This window comes from Kribbella sp. NBC_00382 (genome assembly GCF_036067295.1).
GTDB lineage: Bacteria > Actinomycetota > Actinomycetes > Propionibacteriales > Kribbellaceae > Kribbella.
Window position 1 is genome coordinate 4,659,118 of record NZ_CP107954.1, and the last position, 17,339, is coordinate 4,676,456.

The window sequence follows — 17,339 nt, forward strand, 5'->3', positions numbered from 1 at the left end:
TTGCCCATGACCAATCCGGACCAGCCGACCCCCGAACGCCTTACCGGCGGGCGGGGGTTGCTTGCTGCCGGGTGGCGGCGGGTCGTCGAGTTCTGGGCTTCGCCCGGTCTTGCCACGTTGCTGCGGTTGGTGCCGGCGGTGCTGGTGATCGCGACACTGGTCGTAGCGTCGCGGTCGCCGGAGGCGCACAAGTTGCCGTGGACCCTCATCCTGGTGCTGGCGGCAATTGTTGTCATTGGCAACTTCGTGGTCATCCGGTACGCCGAGGTGTCGAGCGAGCGCACCATCGGGCTGCTCGTCTTCGTGCTGGTCGGATCCCTGCTCTGGTACGCCCTGCCGAACAGCCCGCTGATCGTCCTGCCGTTCTGGGCGGTCCGAGCTGCCGTGAGGTATCACCGCCCCGGCCGTGGCGAGACGCTGGTCATCTTGCTGGGCATCCTGGGCGCCAGTCTCCCGGCCTTCGCGGCGACAGGTTCGGCCAGCGGCGCGGTCGGTATCGCGATCGGCGTGGTCGCCCTGCTGCTCGCCTCCACCAACCGTCGTGCGCGCGAAGAGCAACTGGATGAGCTGCAGGTATCGCTCGCCCGCAAGCAGGCTGCGATCGAGGAGCACAGTCGCGCCGCCGCACTCGCCGAGCGCGCGCGGATCGCTCGTGACGTGCACGACGTACTGGCTCATTCGCTCGCCGGCCTGTCGCTCAACCTGCAAGGAGCGCGCCTGATGCTGGTACGAGACGGTGCTTCAGCAGAGGCGATCGAGCAAGTGACCCGCGCGCAAGGGCTGGCCGCCGAGGGTCTGGCCGAGGCCCGTCGAGCGGTGGCGACGTTGCGCGAGGATTCGGTGCCCGACGCTCGGGCGATGGCCGACCTCGTCACGGCGTACCGGCTGGAGACGGGGAGTGCGGCGACCTTCGACATCGAGGGGCAGTCGCGCGAACTGGCGCCCGAGGCGATGGCGGCGTTGTATCGCGCGTTGCAGGAGGCCCTCACGAACACCCGCAAGCATGCGCCGGCGGCACCGATCAACGTCGTACTCCGGTACGAAGCCGCCCGTACCGTCCTCACGGTCGACGACCATCCCGGCAAGCCGCCGGCCCGGGTCGTGAGTGGGGGCTACGGTTTGCTGGGGATGCGGGAGCGGGCCGAGTTGATCGGTGGCAGCCTCGAGGTCGGGCCGACAGATGACGGATGGCGGGTTCAGCTGGTGATACCGGGATGAGCGATCTGCGCGTGGTGGTCGCCGACGATCAGACGGTTGTGCGCGACGGGCTGGTGACGCTGCTGCGGTTGCTGCCCGGGATCGATGTGGTCGCGGCCGGGTCGGACGGGATGGAGGCGGTCGAGCTCGTTGCGGAGTACAAGCCGGATGTTCTGCTGGTGGATCTGCGGATGCCGCGGTGCGACGGTGTCGAGGCGACGCGGCGGGTGCGTGCGGAGTACCCCGGGACCGAGGTGGTCGTGCTGACGACGTACAGCGACGACGATTCGGTGCTCGGCGCGCTCAAGGCCGGTGCTCGGGGCTTCCTCACGAAGGATGCCGACGCGGAGTCGATCGGTCGGGCGTTGCACGCGGCCGCAGCGGGGCAGTCGATCATCGACGGTGAGGTGCAACGACGGTTGATCGAGGCAACGACCGCCGTACCGATACCGCAGGAGTCGGACGGGCTGACCCCGCGCGAGCTGGAGGTATTGCGGCTGATCGCGGCCGGCCTGTCGAACACCGAGATTGCCCGCCGCCTGGTGGTCAGCGAGGCAACAGTGAAGACCCACATCAACCACCTGTTTGCCAAAGCGGGCTTGCGTGACCGGGCCCAAGCAGTTGCCTACGCCTACCGCCTCGGGCTTGGTTAGATGGTAGGCGTGACGATTCGGCATGGTGAGCTCAGCGATGTCCCCGCGGTTCTCGGTCTGCTAGACAAGGCGACGGAGTGGTTGGTCGCGCAGGGGCGGACCGATCAGTGGGGGACCGAGGCGCACTCGACCAATCCGCGGCGGGTCGCGCAGATCGAGGAGTTCGCCTACGGCCAAGGGCTTTGGGTCGCTGAGCTCGATGGACGGGTGGTGGGTGCGCTCGCCGTGGGGGACGCGATGTCGTACGTCCCGCCGGCGACAGAGCCGGAGCTGTACATCCGCTTGCTCGTGACCGATCGCGCGCTTCAGGGCACGGGCATCGGCACCGACCTGCTGGATCACGCGCGATTGCTCGCGCGCGGTCTCGGCGTCGGCCTACTTCGGGTGGATTGCTTCGGCGGTGGCGATGGCGCTCTCATCCGGTACTACGAGAAGCAGGGATTCACTCGCGCGGAGCATTTCGGCGTACCGGTCAGTGATTCGGAATGGCCGGGTCAGGTCCTTTTCCAGCGGCTGTGATCCCGATCGGGCGATGCACAATGCCGTGCGCGTCGCTGCAATGAGCATCCTGTACGCCGCCTGACGCGTGGTCGACCTGGAGCGTCGAGTGGGTCAGGTGGTGTCGGTCGGCCAGCAGTGTCTCGATCTGGCTGCGGATCAGGTGGCAGTCGAGCCCCTCGCTGACCAGGATGTGCGCCGACGCCGCCGGCTCGCCTGACGTGATCTCCCAGACGTGAAGATCGTGTACCTCGACCACACCCGGTACTGCGCACAGCTCGGCGCCGACCACAGCCGGGTCGATGCCGGCGGGCGCTGCCTCGAGGAAGATGCGCCCGGAATCGCGAACCAGGCCGATGCCCGCCTTGAGCATCAGCGCGGCGACGATCAGCGCGGCGATCGCATCGGCCCGGGCGAACCCGGTGAGCAGGACGATGAGACCGGCGATCGCGGTCGCGACGAAGGCGAAGAGGTCGTTGAGGATGTGCTGGAACGCGCCCTCGACGTTCAGGCTGGAGCGGTTCGCCTTGCTGATCAGCCAGGTGGCGATCAGGTTGACCACGATGCCGACGACACCGGTGATCAGGACCAGCGCGCCCTGGACCTCGGGCGGGTGGATCATCCGGTTGACCGATTCGTACACGAAGAACGCGGCGAGCAGGAGCAGCGTGATGCCGTTGGCCTGCGCCGACAGGATCTCGACCCGCTTGAGCCCGTACGTGTAGCCGCCGGCCGGTGGTCGGGCTGACAGCCGGATGGCGATCAGCGCGAGCGCGATGGCGGCCGCGTCGGTGAGCATGTGCGCCGCGTCGGTGATCAAGGCCAGCGAACCGGCCGCGAACCCGACGACCACCTCGGCCGCCATGAACGCCAGAATCAGCGCCAGCGCCCCACCCAGCAGCTTCCGATCCGCATCCGCACTAACCCCATGCCCATGACCGTGCCCGTGTCCCGCAGCCTTGCCCGGTGCTGTGCCGTGTCCGGCCACCATGCCGAGCGCGTCCGTCGTGTGGTGGTCGGTCACGTGCCCGTCGGTCGTGTCGTGGTCGGCGGTCATTGGGTGCGCTCCGGGTGGATGGCGTCGGTGTGTTCGGTGTGGGCGACGGCGAGGTCGACCAGCATCCGGACGTGGGCGTCGTCGAGGCGGTAGTACGCCATCCGGCCGTCGCGGCGTACCGAGACCACTCGATGGGCCCGCAGCAGCCGCAGCGCGTGCGACGTCGCCGACTCGCTCATCCCCGTCACCGCGGCGAGATCGCAGACGCACAGCTCACCGTCGAGCAGCGCGACGAGCAGCTTCAGCCGCCGAGGATCGCCGAGCAGCCCGAACACATCGGCCGTATCGACGACATCCTGCTCAGAAGGCATCCTGGCGTTGACGGCCGCCACCCGCTCCGGATCGACCAGCTTGACGTTGCAGCTGTCGATCGCCGCGGGAGCTTGCACATCTGCAGAACTCTTCATACGTCCACTGTAGGCTACCGCTCGCCTCCTGACCATCACCGAGAGGAGCATCACGTGGCCCGGATCCTGACGCCCGATGCCGTCACCCCCGTCCCCTGGCGCAACGGAGCAGGCTCCACCCGGCAACTCCTCGACGACCCGGCCGGCTGGCGCCTCAGCGTCGCCGACCTCGACCAGGACGCCGAGTTCTCCGACTTCCCGGGCCTCGACCGGACCTTCCTCCCGCTCGTCGACGTCGTCCTCCACATCGATGGCGAGCGCCGGCCGGTGGCTCGCGGTACTGCCACCACCTTCCCCGGAGAGGCGAGCGTCGCGGTGGAGCTCGTCGCCGGACCCGGCCGGGCCGTGAACCTGATGACGGCTCGCGGCCGGTGCAGCGGAGGCCTGACCGCGATCGCGCGACGGGAGTGGGAGCAGCGAGACCGCGAGCAGCCGGAGCTGTTCGTCGATCTGGGCGACGTGCTGGTCGAGGTGCGGGTGCGAGCCCGTGGCGGCTCGCCGGCGAGTTAGCCGACTAGCTAGTTGAGCTTCAGTTCGTACTCGATCTGGGCGATCGGCTCGCCGTCGCCGAAGTCGCGGGTGGTGGTGGCGCCCGTCTCCGTGAAGCCCGACTTCGTGTAGAAGCGCCGGGACTGCGGGGTGTCGCGCAGAGTCCACAGATGGACGCCGGCGAATCCATCAGCCCGCAACCGGCGCAACGTCTCGCTCATCAAGGCTGCCGCCACCCCGGTTCCCCAGCCGTCCGGATGCCCGTAGAAGCTGTGGATCTCGGCAAACTCCGGCCGGGCCGACGAGGGCCCCGACCAGGAGAAGGCCAGGACACGTCCGTCGACGGCGGCCACCACGACCAGACCTTCCGGCGAAGCGACCCGGTCATGCCAACGGGTCAGCCTCGACTTGATCTGCTCCGCGGCGAACGACTCGTCGAAGAACTGCGCATACGCCGCCTCCCAGGAGGCCGCATGCACGACCCCGACCCCCTCACCGTCCGCCACCGTCGCCTGGCGTACCTCGATCATCCACCCAACCCCTTCTGGTTAGCCCGCAAGTGCCTTGAGTGCCAGCGAGAGCCGTTCGGTCATCCAGTCGAGCTCGCCGGTGGTGATGACGAGCGGCGGCGACAACCGGATGGTCGAGCCATGCGTGTCCTTCGCCAGTACGCCGTACTCCGCAAGCTTCTCGCAGAGCGCCCGCCCGGTCCCAAGCGCCGGATCCAGATCCAACCCAGCCCACAACCCATGCACCCGCAGCCCAGCAAGCCCCTGCGCCCGCAACGGCTCCAGCCGGTCGCGCAACTCCTGCTCCATCGCCAGCGCGTACGCCTGCAACTCACCCGGCTCGAGCAACTTGATCACCGCCCGCCCGATCGCCACCGCGAGCGGGTTCCCACCGAACGTACTGCCGTGCGTCCCAGGCGTGATCACATCCATCACCGCCCGATCGGTCACCACGGCCGACAACGGCATGATCCCGCCCCCGAGCGCCTTCCCAAGGATGTAGACATCCGGTACGACGCCCGCCCGCGAACTCGCAAACGTCGCACCGGCCCGCCCAAGCCCCGACTGAATCTCGTCGGCCATCATCAACACCTGGTTCCGGTCGCACACCGAGCGAACCGCCGCCAAATACCCCGGAGGCGGTACGACGACCCCCGCCTCGCCCTGCACCGGCTCGATCAGGACGGCGACCGTCGTCTCGTCGATGGCGGCCTCAAGCGCCGCCGCATCGCCGTACGGAACAGACCGGAAGCCCGGCGTATACGGCCCGAAACTGTCATGCGCCTCGGCATCGCCGGAGAAGCTGATGATGCTGATCGTCCGCCCATGGAAGTTGCCATCAGCAACGATGATCGTGGCCTTGCCATCAGGCACGCCCTTGACCAGGTACCCCCATCGGCGGGCCAGCTTTAGCGCGGTCTCGACCGCCTCGGCGCCCGAGTTCATCGGAAGTACCGCATCCTTGCCGGACAGCGCAGCCAACTCAGCGCAGAATGGCCCAAGCTGATCATGGTGAAAGGCCCGGCTGGTCAACGTGACCCGCCCGAGCTGCTCCGTAGCCGCAGCGACCAGCGCCGGATGCCGATGCCCGAAGTTGAGCGCCGAGTACCCAGCCAAACAGTCCAGATACCGCTCGCCGGATGTGTCGGTGACCCACACCCCCTCCGCTGTCGCGACGGTAACGGGCAACGGGTGGTAGTTGTGCGCGCCGTAGCTGTTCTCCAGCGCCATCGGATCAGTCACGGATCAGCCTCTCGGTCGCAAAGCCCAGACGCCCAGAGCCTAGGGCCCAAGGCGGCTCAGGCCGAGAGCGCCCATCAAATTGTCCGACATTCGGGCAATCTGGCCGCCATGACAAGGCCATCACAACAGCTCCAGCACCAGACGCGGCCGAGCCCACGTCACCCGGCCGCGCGGCTCCAGCAATCCCACCCGCGTCGCGCCCATCGCGAGATAGAACCCTTCCGCCGGCGGGTGCGACACGATGTGGATCCGCCGCAGCCCGAGCGCCGCGGCCTCGACCCGCAGGTCGTCCATCAAAGCCCGCCCGACTCCTGCCCCCTGCCGATCGTCCGCGACGAACAGATAGTCCAACTCACCTTCGCCGGGCTCACCGCGGCCCGGGATCTCCAGCGTGTAGAAGCCGGCGACTCCACGCTCGTCCTCAGCCACCCGGGCCGGGTTCTTCGCCAGGTAGGCGGCATCGATCGTCTGCTCCACGATCACCGCCCGGTACTCGCCGTCATACGCAGCGGAGGTTCTCGCCAGCTGGGTGAGTACCGGTCCGTCCGCCGCGACGGCCGCCCTCAAGGTCAGTGTCACGGTGTGCATGTTATGCGACTCAGTCGCAAAGAGGGAAGACTGGGACCAGCCTTCCGACAAAGGCTGGTCCCAGTCGGTTCAGGAGGGCGAGAGGGTGTCCCGTACTTCGCGCGCCGCGCCGACGAGGTTCTGCAAGGAGTCGCGAACCTCCGCCCAGCCGCGCGTCTTCAACCCGCAATCGGGGTTGACCCAGAGCCGCTCAGGCGGGATCGCGGCCAGCCCCTTCTGCAGCAGCGAGACGATCTCCGGCGTACCGGGCACCCGCGGCGAGTGGATGTCGTAGACCCCAGGCCCGACCTCACGCGGATAGCCGGCCGACCCCAGTTCGTGAGCGACCTGCATATGCGACCGGGCCGCCTCCAGGCTCGCCACATCGGCGTCCATCTCGTCCAGCGCGTTGAGGATGTCGCCGAACTCGACGTAACACATGTGAGTGTGGATCTGCGTGTCCGCGCGCACCCCACTCGTCGTCAGCCGGAACACCTCAGTACCCCAGGCCAGGTACTCCGCCCGGTCCGCCTGCCGCAGCGGCAACGTCTCGCGCAACGCCGGCTCGTCCACCTGGATCACCGCGGCACCGGCCGCTTCGAGATCGTTCACCTCGTTCCGCAGCGCCAGCGCGACCTGCCGAGCCGTGTCGCCAAGCGGCTGGTCGTCGCGGACGAATGACCAGGCGAGCATCGTCACGGGACCGGTGAGCATGCCCTTCACCGGACGGTCGGTCTGCGACTGCGCGTACTTCCACCACCGAACGGTCATCGGCTCCGGCCGCGAAATATCACCCGCGAGCACCGGCGGCCGCACATACCGAGTGCCATACGACTGCACCCAGCCGTGCTGCAGCGCGAGGTACCCATCCAGCTGCTCGGCGAAGTACTGGACCATGTCATTGCGCTCGGGCTCCCCGTGCACAAGCACATCCAGCCCGGCCTTCTCCTGGAACGCGAGCACCTCCCGGATCTCCGCCGCGATCCGCTCGTCGTACTCCGGTACGCCGATCCGCCCGGCGCGCAGCTCAGCCCTTGCCGTGCGCAACTCATCGGTCTGCGGGAACGACCCGACAGTAGTTGTCGGCAGCAACGGCAACCCAAGCCGCGCGCGCTGTACAGCGGTCCGCTCGGTGTAGGGCGCAGAGCGCAGGCTGTCGGCCGCCGTCACCGCGGCGACCCGGTCGCGGACCTCCGCGCGGTTCGTCAGTGGCGAGGAGGCCCGCGAGGCCAGCGCCGCACGGTTGGCGGCCAGCTCGTCCGCGATTGCCTCCGTCCCCTCGGTGATACCGCGCTTGAGGACCGCGATCTCAACCGTCTTCTGACGCGCGAACGCCAACCAGGGAACGACTTCCGGGTCGAGGTCGGTCTCCGCACTGACATCCAACGGAACATGCAGCAGAGAGCTCGACGAGCTGACATCGACCCGGCCGGCGAGGCCCATCAGCGTCGCGAGAGTGGCCAGCGACTTGGTGAGGTCGTTGATCCAGATGTTGCGGCCGTTCACGACCCCGGCGACGAGGCGCTTGTCGCGGATACCGGCCACTGATGCGAGCGCGTCGAGGTTGGCGGCGGCCGGCCCGGTGAAGTCGATGGCCAGGCCTTCTACGGGTGCCTTCGCGAGTACCGGGAGGGCTTCGCCGAGGCGGTCGAAGTACGAGGCGACGAGCAGCTTCGGGCGGTCCGCGAGTCGGCCGAGCGTCGCGTAGGCGCGGGCCGTGGCGTCCAGCTCGTCGGCTGTACGGTCCTGGACGAGCGCCGGTTCGTCCAGTTGCACCCATTCGGCTCCGGCGGCACGGAGGTCGGCGAGCACCTCGGCGTACACGGGGAGGAGTTTGTCGAGCAGGGACAGCGGTTCGAAGGCGACGCCGGGTGTGGGCTTGGCCAGCAGGAGGTAGGTGATCGGGCCGACGAGGACCGGGCGGGCCTTGAGGCCGAGCGCGACGGCTTCTTGGAGTTCGCTGACCTGCTTGGCGGAGTTGGCCGTGAAGACGGTATCGGGGCCGAGCTCGGGGACCAGGTAGTGGTAGTTGGTGTCGAACCACTTGGTCATTTCGAGCGGCGCGACCTCTTGGGTGCCGCGCGCCATCGCGAAGTACCCGTCCAGCGGGTCGGCCTCGACGGCCGCGCGGTGACGCTCGGGGATCGCGCCGACCAGGACGGTCGTGTCGAGGACGTGGTCGTAGTACGAGAAGTCACCGGTGGGGATCTCGTCGATGCCGTCGGCGGCGAGTTGCCGCCAATTGGCCGAGCGGAGTTCCCGAGCGGTCTGCCGGAGGGTGTCAGCGCTGACGCTGCCCTTCCAGTAGCCCTCGATGGCCTTCTTCAGTTCACGGTTCGGGCCCTGCCGGGGATAGCCGTACACGGTGGCCACGGACTGCGTAGTCAAGAGTCTCTCCTTCGTGAGCTCGTCTTGAAGAGATCAAGGGCCACGAAGGGGACAGCACACGGGTGACTCGGACCAGCCACGCGCACGCCGACCTGCCCACGAGGTCACCGAGATCACCACGGGCGCACGGGGCGCCAATGGGCAGTGGCAGGTCTTCGGACTCGTGGGCTCGCCTGTTGCCAGACACCTACTGGCCGTCGCTTCCCAAGCCCTCTCGGGCCCAGTGCGTATGACGGCGGTCGTTCCCACTCACCGCTGCGGGGCAGTCCCGGATTCACACCGGGTTCCCTCTTACGACGTCCTACCTGGCGGGCAGGACGAACCAACTGCAGCCACCACCCTACGTGCTGCGCTGGCCGCCCGCTCGGCGAGTTCCGCGATCTGAGCGTCGGTGATCACCAGCGGCGGTCCGAACAGGATCAGGTCTCCGTTCACCCCATCGGCACATCCGGTGGAGTGGTAGAGCAGGACGCCATCCTCCTTGCCCGCGGCGACGATCCGTTCGGCAAGACGGTCAGCTCGCGGGTACGGCGCGCGAGTCGACCGGTCGGCGACGAACTCAACGGCGCACAGCAGACCCAGACCACGGATGTCCCCAACGGCAGGGTGATCGCCGAGCGCTTTCTCCAGGGTTGCCTTCAGCAGGGCGCCCTGGTGCTCAGAGGCTGCGATCAGGTCGCGATCCTTGAGGACCTTGAGTACTGCGTGCCCAGCCGCCGCGCCGACGACGTGGTGCGAGTAGGTGAAGCCGTGCGTGAACCCGGCGATCTTCTCGTGGACTTCACCACTGCAAGCAGCGAACCCAAGCGGCCAATAGCCGGACGCTGCACCCTTCGCGGCAACCAGGATGTCCGGCCGCACACCCCAATGCTCACAGGCGAACCACTTGCCGGTCCGCCCGAACCCGGTCATCACCTCGTCAGCAATCACCAGTACGCCGTACTTCCGGCAGACCGCCGTAATCGCGGGCCAGTAGTCGTCCGGCGGGACACATGCGCCAAGTGCCGCACCGGAGATCGGCTCGGCGATGAATGCCGCAACTCGCTCGGGGCCCTGAGCAACTATCAGCCGCTCCAAATGATCCGCGTGTTGTTGCCCACTGAGCGAGGATCGGTATTCATAGGGCGTCGTGGTGTGCACGGCCGATCCCAACCAGGGAAGGTAAGGCGCCTTCAGTCCAGCCCGGCCCGAGACGTCCAGCGCGCCACGAGTATTGCCGTGGTACGCGCCCTCGCGACCGATCACCACCGACCGGTCCTCACCACGCGCTAGGTGATAGGCACGAGCCATCTTGAGTGCGGTCTCGACCGCCTCGCTGCCACCCGACACCGGATAGACGAACGGATCGTCCATCGGCAGCAGCGGCGAGAGCTCCGCGATGTAGTCCTCCAACGCGGCGGACGTGAAAGCAGTGCCGTGCGCATAGGCCACCAGCTTGGACTGCTTGGCGATGGCGTCCCCGACCTCTTCGACACCGTGCCCGATGCCGACCACGATCGCACCGCCCGAGCCGTCGAGGTACCGGCGGCCGTCGGTGTCGAAGAGCAGTGCGCCGGTGCCCCGGGCAACAACCGGAAGGTCGTTGCCCGAGGCCCGAGAGAAGACGGCCATCGTTATCCGGCCAGTGCGGCGCCGAACAGCTCCAGCGCGGTCTGGGCCTGAGCGGCCGTCACCACCAGCGGCGGCGACATCCGGATCGAGGTCTCGCCACACTCGAGCACGAGCAGCCCGCGCTCGAACGCACGCTGCTGAACGGCATTGGCCTGCTCGGCGGTCCGGAACTCGACGCCGATCATCAGGCCGAGCCCGCGGACGTCGACGATCTGCTCGGGGAACTTCTGCTGCAGCTCGCGCAGTCCGGTCATCAACTGCCGGCCGATGGTGTCGGCGTTGGCGAGCAGCCCCTCCTCGTGGATCACCTCGAGCGTGGCCAGCCCGGCGGCGCACGGGATCGGGCTACCGCCGTACGTCGAGCCGTGGGCGCCGGCCGGCCAGCTCTCCATCAGCTCGGCGCGGGCCATGAACGCACCCAACGGCAGGCCGGAGGCGAGACCCTTGGCGCTGATCAGGACATCCGGCTCGACGTCCTGGTGCTCGATCGCCCACATCTTGCCGGTACGTCCCGCGCCGGACTGCACCTCGTCGGCGACCAGCAGGATGCCGTACCGATCGCAGAGCTCGCGCAGCCGTGCCATCCACGCCGCCGGCGGGACGATGTAGCCGCCCTCACCCTGGATCGGCTCGACGAAGATCGCCGCCACCTCGCTCGGCGAAACCTGGTAACGGAAAAGCGTGTTCTCCAGGTAGTCGAACGTCGCCTCCTCGTCGTGGACGGGAGCCCCCGTGATCGGGTCCCGCCCGTTGAACGCGTACGGCGCGTGCAGCACGCCGGGCAGCAACGGGCCGAATCCCTTGTGGTACTTGGCCTTCGACGCGGTCAGGGTGACCGCGCCCATGCTGCGGCCGTGGAAGGCGCCGAAGAAGCTGATCACGTACGGGCGTCCGGTCGAGTACCGGGCGAGCTTGAGCGCCCCTTCGACCGCCTCGGCGCCGGAGTTGCTCAGGAACACCCGGACCGGATCGCTCATCGGCGCCGTCGCGGCCAGCGCCGAGCACATCTCCGAGTAGATCGGCAGGTAGAAGTCGCTCGCCGAGTAGTGCAGCAGGGTCTCGGTCTGCTGCTTGACCGCCTCGACGACGCGCGGGTGGCAGTGGCCGGTCGAGTTGACCGCGATACCGGCGTTGAAGTCGAGGAACAGGTTGCCGTCGGCGTCCTCGATCGCGAGTCCGTGGCCGCGCTGCGGGACCAGCGGGTAGGCACGCGGCAGCGAGCGGCTGGTGATGGCGAGATCGCGCTCGACGATGGCCGCGGAGAGCGGGCCGGGCAGTGCGGTCCGTACGTCCGGGACCGAGCGGCCGGCCAGCCAGTCGGGCGTGGCGGATGCCTGGGCTGACTGGTCTGCGGGGAGGGTCGCGGTCATCGGGTTACCACCGTTCGGGATTGTTCGCGCAGGAACTGCTGGACGTAGTACAGGCCGCCGCCGGCCTTGCCGGAGGTACCGGAGCCCTTCCAGCCGCCGAAGGGCTGGACACCGGGCCAGGCGCCGGTGGTCGCGCCGGCGGCACGGTTGACGTAGACGACGCCGGCCTCGATCCGGTCGAGGAACTCGTCGACCTCGGCGTCATCGGCCGAGAAGAAGCCGGCGGTGAGGCCGAGCTCGGTGTCGTTGGCGAGGGTGAACGCCTCGTCGAGCGAGTCCACCGGGACGACGGCGACGAACGGGACGAAGAGCTCGTCGCGCAGCAGCCGGTCGTCCGCCGGCAGACCGGTGACGACGGTCGGCTGGACGTAGTTGCCGTCGATGACGTTGCCGCCGGCCACCACCTTGCCGTGCTCGCGAGCGTGCGCGACGGCGGCCAGGTACCGCTGGACTGCCTTGGGGTCGATGACCGGGCCGACGAAGGTGTCGCGGGCGGTCGGGTCGCCGACGATCGCCGTCTTCGCCTTCTCGGCAAGGGCTGCGACGAAGGGCTCGAAGACCTCACGCTGCACGTAGACGCGCGAACACGCGGAGCACTTCTGACCGGAGAACCCGAACGCGGACCGGGCGATGCCGGCAGCGGCGAGGTCGATGTCCGCCTGCGCCGACACGACGGCAGGGTTCTTGCCGCCCATCTCACAGACCACCGGCTTCGGGTACGACGTGGCGAAGCTGCGGTAGATCGACATGCCGACCTGGTACGACCCGGTGAAGGTCAGTCCGGCGACCTTCGGGTGAGCGACCAGCAGCCCGCCGACCTCGTCCCCACCAGGGATGAGGTTGAACACGCCTGCGGGCAGCCCGGCGTCACCGAAGCACTCGGCGAGCTTGGCGGCGGTGAACGAGCCTTGCGGACTCGGCTTGAGCACGACCGTGTTCCCGGCGACGAGCGCTCCACCGGCCGGGCCGGCGGCCAGTGCCATCGGGAAGTTGAACGGGCTGATCACGCCCCAGACACCGAACGGGCGCAGGACGCTGGTGGTCAGCTCCTTGTCGGAGAGCTGCTCCATCGGGCGGACGAAGCCGTCGTTGTCCTCGACCATCCGGCAGTAGTACCGGATCAGGTCGGCCGACTCCTCGACGTCGCCGAGCGCTTCGAGGCGGTTCTTGCCGACCTCTAGGCTCATCAACGCGGCGAGTTCGTTGGATCGCTCGCTGATCAGGTCCGCTGCGCGGCGCAGTACCTCGATCCGCTGTTTCCAAGGGGTTGCGGCCCACCCGGGGGCGGCGGCCGCGGCGGCCTTCACCGCGTCGTCGACGTCGGCGGCGACCGCGCTCTTGACCGTGCACAGGACCAGCGACGGATCGCCGGGGCTGGTCACGTCGAAGGCTTCACCGCCCGGGCGGGCGACGCCGTCGACGGTCGGCGTGATGGTCGCGCCGAGCCAGCCGCGGGCCTCCTCCAGCCCCTTCTCGTAGGCGGCCTGCAGGTCCTCGTTGTCAGCGGAGAGTGTTGCGTAGGTGACGCGGAATTTCTCGGTCATGGATGCTCCTTGGCGGAGTGGCCGGATGGTGGGGACGCGCAGAGGCCCACCGATCGCAGAGCGATCGATGGGCTCGTGATGGGGTCCTAGCCGGGGGGAAGCAGAGTGAGCGGCTTGAGGGAACCAGCGAGTCGCATTGGACGGTCCCCTTCCTGATTCGCCTGCTCAGCTGTCCCGGCCTTTATAGCACCTGCCGGCCGTCCGGCGTGGTGATCCGCTTCACGCAGACCGGCTCGACCTCTTGTCGGACGCTGCGGAGTGTGCGCCAATGTGACTAAACGTAACGATGGTATGGCTGTGGGGGCGAATGGGCAATGGTCGTGGTGGTGGGGGAACCGGTAGCGCAGGAAGTGGTGGAGGAGGCGCCTGAACCTGCCGATTTCCGCTGGATCGGCGCGACTCTGGCCGGGCTGGCGGCGGTTTGGCTGGCGATGAACGAGATCAGCCTGCTGGCGGCGGGATTCCTCGCCGAGGGTGGCTCATCGTGGTCGTTCAACGGGATGAGCGGACCGCTGGCCGCGAAGCAGTACGGCGGCTGGCACGCCAAGCTCACCGGCGAGCAGCTGAACGACTGGTTGCCCTTGCTGGCGATCTACCTGGTGCTCGACCTCGTCTTCATCGCCATCTACGTGTCGGCGCTGAGACGTTTCATCGCGACCGGGCCGGTTCTCGTACTGGCCGGGCTCGACGTGGCCGAGGACCTGATGACGTACTGGCTCGGCAGCCAGCGATGCGACCAGGGCGACTGCGTGCCGGCCGCGTCCGCGGTCATCCTGACGGTGATCACGACGCTGAAATGGCTGGCCTTCCTGGCCGTGCTCTTCCTCCTGGTCCGCGGTCACTGGTCGACGATCAAGGCAGCGGTACCGCGGATCCGCCGGGCGCTGTGGATCCAGCGCTTCAGCCTGCTCGCCTTCCTGCCGCTCGCGCTGCTGGCGATCGTGCCCGGTACGGACGTCCTCGACCAGCTCCCGGACATCCAGCGCCGATGGCTCGACAACGGCACCGGCGTCGGTCAGGCACTCATCGCCGCGTTCCTGTACTACGCCGTGCTGCTGCCCACCCTCTTCCTGCTCGGGCGGCTTCGCGCCGACTGGGCCGTCCGCCGGGTCCGCGGCGAGAGCCACGAATGGCCCTTCTACAACAAGGATTGGGAGAAGCGGCGGCAGAACCTGATGCTCTGGGTCGTCGGGCCGATCCTGTTGCCGGTGGTCGCGGTCGTGATCGCGGTGTCCGGTCAGGGTGAGGTGTTCAAGCGGCGGCTGGTCGTGTTCTGCCTGATTCCGCTGCTGGTGCTCGGGTTGTCGCATCTTCTGCGCGACAAGCCTGGCGTGCACCCGAAGGCGTTGCGCCCGGTCGGCAGCTGGTTCCCGCGGGACGTGATGATCGCCGGCGACATGCTGGCGGTGATCGCTGTGTCGCTGGGTGGTCTGGGGATGGTCCGTGCTTTCGCCGCCCTTGCCGCGGGCGATGCGGTCGGGCTTTTCGATTCGTCGTACGCCGTGCATCCGGCGGTGGCGCTCCTGATCGGGGCGGTACTGGCCGTGGGCACCTGGCTCGTTTCGTGGCCGGTGCTCAAGGCGATCAAGAAATGGGGCTGGCCGGAGACGAAGGGGGTGCTCGGGTGGTACGGGCGCATCGCTACTCCTGGGGTCAATCCGAACGGTCAGACCGCTGTCGATGCGGTCCCGCGGAGCAAGGTGCGGGCCGGGTTCGTGCTGGGGGCGAGCTTCGCGATGCTGTTGCTGGGGTCGTTCCCGCGACGGTTCGCTGACGTTCTCGGCGTACTGGCGTCGACGCTGCTGGCGATGGCGACGCTCGGTGTCCTGGTCGGGGTGATGGTGGCGTATGCGCAGGAGCGGCAGCCGCCGGAGATCTTCCAGACCAAGTGGTTGCGGATGCGCGCGACGCCGATCATCAGCCTGCTGGTCCTCGCGATGGTGGCGACCGCGCTGATCGGCGGCAAGACCGAGGTGCATCCGTTGACCGCCACTGGCAATCTGCCTGATCGGCCGAGCATGCGGGAGGCGTTCGACGCGTGGGTGGCTCAGGCGGGGTGCTCTGTGCCGCTGGATGGTGGGCTGAGGCTGCGGCCGATGATGATGGTGGCCGCGGAGGGTGGTGGCATCAGAGCGACGTACTGGACTGCTTCCGCGCTCGAGCGGCTCAGCACGACTGGCACCGGGTGCGCCAAGAAGTCGGTGCTGTTCTCCGGTGGTGCGAGTGGCGGCGCGTTCGGGCTGACCGTTGCGCGGTACACGGACAAGCCGTTGACGGCGGTCAAGGCGATGGCGGGGCATGAGGCGCTCGGCGCTGCGACGATCTCGTTGATGTCGAGTGATCTGCTGGCCAGTGTGGCCGGGTTGCGGTTCGATGCGGCCGCGGAGTACCGGACGCCGTCGCGGCAACCGCTGGACCGGGCCGGGTTGATGGAGACGGCTTGGGAGCGCAAGGTTCCCTCGATGCGACGGCACTTCCTGCCGGATGACGGCAAGGCCGACGGGGCGATGACCGGGCAGCTGATTCTGACTACGTCCGCTGTTCGCAACGGGTGTCGTGCGCTGGTGAGTCAGGTCGACCTCAGCGACGGAGCTAGTACCGCGGGTGGCGCACCGGTCTGTGGAGCTGGCGTGGCCGGGGCGCACGACTACGACCTCTTCGCCGAGTACGGCCGTACTGCGGAACGCTCCGACAAAGGCTGCCTCGGCAACCCACAGGCGTTGACCGCTGGGTTGCTGGCGTCTCGCTTCCCGTATGTGACGCCGTCCGGGGTGGTCGGCAGCTGTGGTGATCTCAAGCCGGCGCAGCTGGTGGATGGCGGGTACACGGACAACACGGGGATCGGTACCATCGTCGATCTCGCGCCTTCGTGGGGTGCCCTGGTCCGCGCGCACAACGACAAGGTGCTTGCCGATGGCGCTGGCGAGGTCATCGTGCCGTTGGTGGTCTACATCGAGAACGGCACCGGCAAGGACTACAGCGTCGGCGGCGACGACCCGGTCGACGGGATCGGCAACACCTTCAAGCCCGGTACGACGCTGCCGGCTGTCCCCGAACTGCTGGTGCCCCCGGCAACCAAATTCATCTCGGCCAAGGAGGACGGTACGGAAGACCGGGCGTTGCTCCGGGAAGCCCGGGCCGCCGCGGCCGCCCAGCTCTGCACCGAATCATCCGCCTGCGCGACGCTTCACTCGGACCTGCCCAACCTCGTCTACGTCATCAGCCAAAGCACGCAACCGTCCTTATCCGCACCACTCGGCTGGACCCTCTCTCAATCCAGCCAGAACGACCTGGACACGGACCTAGACCTACAAGCCCAAAAACAATGCGGCCCAACCTGCCCCGGCTACGGCACCTTGAACGACCTCGTCGCCACCCTGGGCCAAGACCCCAACGCATAATCCGCGGGCACATCGCCAACCGTCTTCCCCAACCCAAGGGACTGTGGATCGCGTTGCCGGGCACCCGCCATCCGCCTTACCCCGCGCAAGGGGCTGTGGATCGCGTCACCGGGCTGCTTGAGTGTCCTAGTCGTGGTGGCGCGTATCAAGGGCGCCTTCGGCGTCCCTTCGGGATCGAACGAGTTCGACCCTTGACACACACCACCATGACCAGGGAAAGACGCAGCTATCCCGGAGCCGCTGACAAGACCGGCAACAAATGAACGACGGGCTGGCCGCCAAGGCCCGGTGGACCCGTCTTGCGGCCCGGGACTAGCACGGCGGGTCCCGTGGAGTAGGCCCCGTCGCGCCGGCGCCCTGTTGGGGTGGACACTGGCACCCGCCAGCCGACCCCGGAAACACCGCA

Annotated in this window: 13 protein-coding genes, 1 pseudogene and 1 riboswitch; of the genes and pseudogenes, 5 read left to right on the forward strand and 9 right to left on the reverse strand. The window is 68.1% G+C overall.

What is annotated here, in order from left to right; all coding sequences use genetic code 11:
* Positions 1–6: 6 nt before the first annotated feature.
* The 3 genes from OHA70_RS22540 to OHA70_RS22550 are packed head-to-tail and all read left to right on the forward strand — an operon-like array spanning position 7 to position 2,369.
* A complete protein-coding gene (locus OHA70_RS22540) occupies positions 7–1,218 on the forward strand; it encodes a sensor histidine kinase (RefSeq protein WP_328320739.1) in 1,212 nt (403 codons plus the stop codon).
* Positions 1,215–1,850 (forward strand): response regulator transcription factor, encoded by a 636-nt coding sequence (locus OHA70_RS22545; protein WP_328320741.1) that lies wholly within the window; start codon positions 1,215–1,217, stop codon positions 1,848–1,850. The genes OHA70_RS22540 and OHA70_RS22545 overlap by 4 nt, the downstream gene beginning before the upstream one ends.
* Positions 1,851–2,369, forward strand: coding sequence for a GNAT family N-acetyltransferase (locus OHA70_RS22550; protein ID WP_328320743.1), 519 nt, complete (start codon positions 1,851–1,853; stop codon positions 2,367–2,369).
* On the opposite strand, the gene OHA70_RS22555 is transcribed toward OHA70_RS22550, so the two are convergent.
* A complete protein-coding gene (locus OHA70_RS22555) occupies positions 2,323–3,405 on the reverse strand; it encodes a cation diffusion facilitator family transporter (RefSeq protein WP_328320745.1) in 1,083 nt (360 codons plus the stop codon). The genes OHA70_RS22550 and OHA70_RS22555 overlap by 47 nt on opposite strands.
* A complete protein-coding gene (locus OHA70_RS22560; protein ID WP_328320747.1) occupies positions 3,402–3,812 on the reverse strand; it encodes an ArsR/SmtB family transcription factor in 411 nt (136 codons plus the stop codon). Before OHA70_RS22560 ends, OHA70_RS22555 begins: the two co-directional genes overlap by 4 nt.
* Before the next feature lie 54 nt (positions 3,813–3,866).
* Between OHA70_RS22560 and OHA70_RS22565 the strand changes: the two genes are divergently transcribed.
* Positions 3,867–4,322, forward strand: a complete 456-nt coding sequence (locus tag OHA70_RS22565; RefSeq protein ID WP_328320749.1) for a HutD/Ves family protein — start codon at positions 3,867–3,869, stop codon at positions 4,320–4,322.
* Positions 4,323–4,330: 8 nt separating this feature from the next.
* Here OHA70_RS22565 and OHA70_RS22570 read toward each other — a convergent pair whose 3' ends face one another.
* From OHA70_RS22570 to OHA70_RS22605, 7 genes and pseudogenes are all read right to left on the reverse strand, one after another.
* Positions 4,331–4,831, reverse strand: a complete 501-nt coding sequence (locus OHA70_RS22570; protein ID WP_328320751.1) for a GNAT family N-acetyltransferase — start codon at positions 4,829–4,831, stop codon at positions 4,331–4,333.
* Positions 4,832–4,849: 18 nt separating this feature from the next.
* Positions 4,850–6,040: an ornithine--oxo-acid transaminase gene (gene rocD / locus OHA70_RS22575; protein ID WP_328335186.1), complete on the reverse strand. Its 1,191-nt coding sequence runs from the start codon at positions 6,038–6,040 to the stop codon at positions 4,850–4,852.
* A 132-nt stretch (positions 6,041–6,172) separates the two neighbouring features.
* Positions 6,173–6,631: a GNAT family N-acetyltransferase gene (locus OHA70_RS22580; protein ID WP_328320753.1), complete on the reverse strand. Its 459-nt coding sequence runs from the start codon at positions 6,629–6,631 to the stop codon at positions 6,173–6,175.
* Between the two features lie 78 nt (positions 6,632–6,709).
* The gene (gene metE / locus OHA70_RS22585) at positions 6,710–9,007 is read right to left on the reverse strand and encodes a 5-methyltetrahydropteroyltriglutamate--homocysteine S-methyltransferase (RefSeq protein WP_328320755.1); all 2,298 of its coding nucleotides are present in this window, start codon (positions 9,005–9,007) and stop codon (positions 6,710–6,712) included.
* 129 nt (positions 9,008–9,136) lie between these two features.
* Positions 9,137–9,350, reverse strand: a riboswitch (cobalamin riboswitch).
* 77 nt (positions 9,351–9,427) lie between these two features.
* Positions 9,428–10,618 (reverse strand): annotated as a pseudogene (locus OHA70_RS39795) (aminotransferase family protein); the annotation flags it as partial.
* 2 nt (positions 10,619–10,620) lie between these two features.
* Positions 10,621–11,988, reverse strand: coding sequence for an aminotransferase class III-fold pyridoxal phosphate-dependent enzyme (locus tag OHA70_RS22600; RefSeq protein WP_328320761.1), 1,368 nt, complete (start codon positions 11,986–11,988; stop codon positions 10,621–10,623).
* Entirely contained in the window at positions 11,985–13,532 is a 1,548-nt protein-coding gene (locus OHA70_RS22605; RefSeq protein WP_328320762.1) for an aldehyde dehydrogenase family protein, read from the reverse strand. Before OHA70_RS22605 ends, OHA70_RS22600 begins: the two co-directional genes overlap by 4 nt.
* Before the next feature lie 326 nt (positions 13,533–13,858).
* Here OHA70_RS22605 and OHA70_RS22610 point away from each other — a divergent pair, with 326 nt between their 5' ends.
* On the forward strand, positions 13,859–16,933 hold the full coding sequence (locus tag OHA70_RS22610) for a hypothetical protein (protein WP_328320764.1): 3,075 nt from the start codon (positions 13,859–13,861) through the stop codon (positions 16,931–16,933).
* Positions 16,934–17,339 lie beyond the last annotated feature (406 nt).

Excerpts from the sequence above, each read along its gene's own strand:
- OHA70_RS22540 (WP_328320739.1), top strand. The coding sequence starts at position 7 with ATGACCAATCCGGACCAGCCGACCCCCGAACGCCTTACCGGCGGGCGG.
- OHA70_RS22545 (WP_328320741.1), top strand. The coding sequence starts at position 1,215 with ATGAGCGATCTGCGCGTGGTGGTCGCCGACGATCAGACGGTTGTGCGC.
- OHA70_RS22550 (WP_328320743.1), top strand. The coding sequence starts at position 1,851 with ATGGTAGGCGTGACGATTCGGCATGGTGAGCTCAGCGATGTCCCCGCG.
- OHA70_RS22555 (WP_328320745.1), bottom strand. The coding sequence starts at position 3,405 with ATGACCGCCGACCACGACACGACCGACGGGCACGTGACCGACCACCAC.
- OHA70_RS22560 (WP_328320747.1), bottom strand. The coding sequence starts at position 3,812 with ATGAAGAGTTCTGCAGATGTGCAAGCTCCCGCGGCGATCGACAGCTGC.
- OHA70_RS22570 (WP_328320751.1), bottom strand. The coding sequence starts at position 4,831 with ATGATCGAGGTACGCCAGGCGACGGTGGCGGACGGTGAGGGGGTCGGG.
- rocD (WP_328335186.1), bottom strand. The coding sequence starts at position 6,040 with ATGGCGCTGGAGAACAGCTACGGCGCGCACAACTACCACCCGTTGCCC.
- OHA70_RS22600 (WP_328320761.1), bottom strand. The coding sequence starts at position 11,988 with ATGACCGCGACCCTCCCCGCAGACCAGTCAGCCCAGGCATCCGCCACG.
- OHA70_RS22605 (WP_328320762.1), bottom strand. The coding sequence starts at position 13,532 with ATGACCGAGAAATTCCGCGTCACCTACGCAACACTCTCCGCTGACAAC.